Annotated in this window: 2 protein-coding genes; both read right to left on the bottom strand. The window is 35.4% G+C overall.

What is annotated here, in order from left to right; genetic code table 11:
- Positions 1-13: 13 nt before the first annotated feature.
- Complete coding sequence (locus tag DD616_RS16535; RefSeq protein WP_208871937.1) at positions 14-769, bottom strand: hypothetical protein; 756 nt, start codon at positions 767-769, stop codon at positions 14-16.
- A 277-nt stretch (positions 770-1046) separates the two neighbouring features.
- On the bottom strand, positions 1047-1550 hold the full coding sequence (locus DD616_RS16545; protein WP_029189990.1) for a DinB family protein: 504 nt from the start codon (positions 1548-1550) through the stop codon (positions 1047-1049).
- Between the last annotated feature and the right edge of the window lie 780 nt (positions 1551-2330).

Consider the following 2330-nt stretch of genomic DNA (forward strand, 5'->3'; position numbering starts at 1 on the left):
CTTGAGCCGTTTGTTAGGTTTCTTTTCGTGCAAATTTAATGAATTTAAAACCAGGATAAACAGAAATAGCCAAATCACATATATCAGAAGAAATTCTAGGTAATGAAGAAAAATTGTTTTCCACTATTGTTTTTATGTAATCCATATCTGAAACAGCCTTACACTTAACATCATCATGAAAATTTTCCTTTATAAAATCTGGAGAAAACTTATGCATCATATCATTTTCAATGAGGACTGGCTCTATCTTAGATGAATAAAAAACTATATATCTATCTATAAAATCAAACATTTCTTCAAAGTCTCGCTGAACTTTATAGAGCTCTGATAAAATACTTAGGTCATGATCCAACAAAAATCCAATATCATCTATATTTACCTTTAAATGTGGATCTCTATAATTCCTCAAAGGCATATGAAAAGCCTGATAAAAAACATAGTCATCCTTGTTAATATAATCATTTATCAGAAAAACAATCTGAGCTTGACAATATAGAGTATTTATAACCTTATTAATTAATCTGGCTTCATTTTTATTTTTATCATCCAAATTGCCCCATGCATTTATACGAAAAGCAAAATACGCCCCAAACAATGAAGCAAATAACGTTCCAATTATAGGCTGAATCTGAGAAGAAAAACTTTCAGGATCAATTTTAAACCATAAATAAAGCAATAACACTAACATCAAAAAAGTAAAAATCTCAACCTTGTATTTTCGTGTAGTTCTAAATAATGAATTTTTAAAATCAATAATTAATTTTTTCATCTTAAATAATTTCCATTTTAAAATTTATATATTTGAAGTTGCAGTGGTGTTAGCTTCATTCGTTCACCCTAATCATATAGTTTTCTATGCTCATGGGAGTTCACTCACTTGCCGCATACCTGAAACTCTACGTTGTTTGGGTATGGTAAGTAAGGAAACCTAACGCCCGCTTAAGGGGCTGACAACGCTACTACTAAGTTTCCGCATAACACCGTAACCACAAAAATCAACGCATAGTAAAAATGCCACGCGTTGGAAGTCCCTCTTGAAGCGTTTGTTAGGTGCCTGAACACAATCGTCTTTTTGGCTCTGTTTCATGCAAGTATCGAGTAAAAGTATCTTTCGGACGCTCAAGACCATTTTCGGCTAACACTCTTGAGGCCATACCTCGATGATTACTGCCATGCGTCAGTAAATGAAGCAAAATTTCTTCTATTGTTAACTGTCCAAAACCACCATCGATAAAACGGAAAATCACATTACGTTTGAGTTCGTCTACACTCACTGATTTTGTAAAATCAATAAGCCATGAGTCATGCTCATTTATTATTCGTCGTAACTCAGACAATGAAGGAGTCTCGACGGTATTGTCACCACTGTACTTTTCAGGCTCACCTAAAATACGACTGATAAAAAGACTATCCACGACCGTTGTGTGATTCAAAATCCGAACGAAAAAGGTCGCATCGTTTTCTGGTAACTGTGAAAATTGTTTTTCACCTAACTCAAGCAACTCATCGTTTGCCCATTTTTTATATTGAAACGCACTAGCAAACTGCATTTTTTCTCCACGATTTATTTCTTGAAAACTGATGATAACTGATTGGCACCTAACGCCCAATTAAGGGGTGAACAACGCCGCCACCTAAACCTAAAGCATTGTGTCATAAACACTAAACTTGAAGTAGAAGCAAAAATGCCAAGCGTTGAGAATCCCTCTTAAATTGCTTGTTATGAAACTTTTACTTTTAGTAATAAACACCATCTAAATGCACGTAGCTCAGAGGAAAGCCATATTTCCCAGCGGACAGTTGTGAAATAATCGAACGAAATACTAAACGTATATACACACTCTGGTTTAGTGAAGAGTTTACTACGTAAGTTCTACCACTTGAAAGCTGGATACAATACGCATATTCATCCATCTTATCTGGCTGTCGAAGACTAGCTGTAAATGCAGTCCTACCTTCAATAATTGTGGGAAAAGTTACTTCTGTATTCGTAATAGAGTTGTAACAACCCTTTCGCCATACAATCTCGCTACTGGAATCAATTACTCCTACTGCTTGCAGTTGTACTTTTGCCTGCGAGTCATTATGGATAGTAATTTTATCATTATAGTTCCCATTAATCAGATGTAACTTCATCCGATGCGCGTCTTTACGGAACGTTATAAATATAGCAACACCTGACATCAACATTGAAAGTGATGAGATAATTAATGTAAGTTCTGACTCCACAATGACTTTACTCCGAAATCAAATTTAACCAAGTTTCATAACGCCCGGCTAAGGGGTTGACAACGCACCGCCGAACTCAAAAAACACGCCGTAAACACTGA

It is taken from the genome of Vibrio anguillarum, assembly GCF_003390515.1.
In the GTDB taxonomy this organism is placed as follows: domain Bacteria; phylum Pseudomonadota; class Gammaproteobacteria; order Enterobacterales; family Vibrionaceae; genus Vibrio; species Vibrio anguillarum.

What these genes read in the sequence shown, in the direction of transcription:
- DD616_RS16545 (WP_029189990.1), bottom strand. Translation starts at nt 1,550, where the DNA reads ATGCAGTTTGCTAGTGCGTTTCAATATAAAAAATGGGCAAACGATGAG.
- DD616_RS16535 (WP_208871937.1), bottom strand. Translation starts at nt 769, where the DNA reads ATGAAAAAATTAATTATTGATTTTAAAAATTCATTATTTAGAACTACA.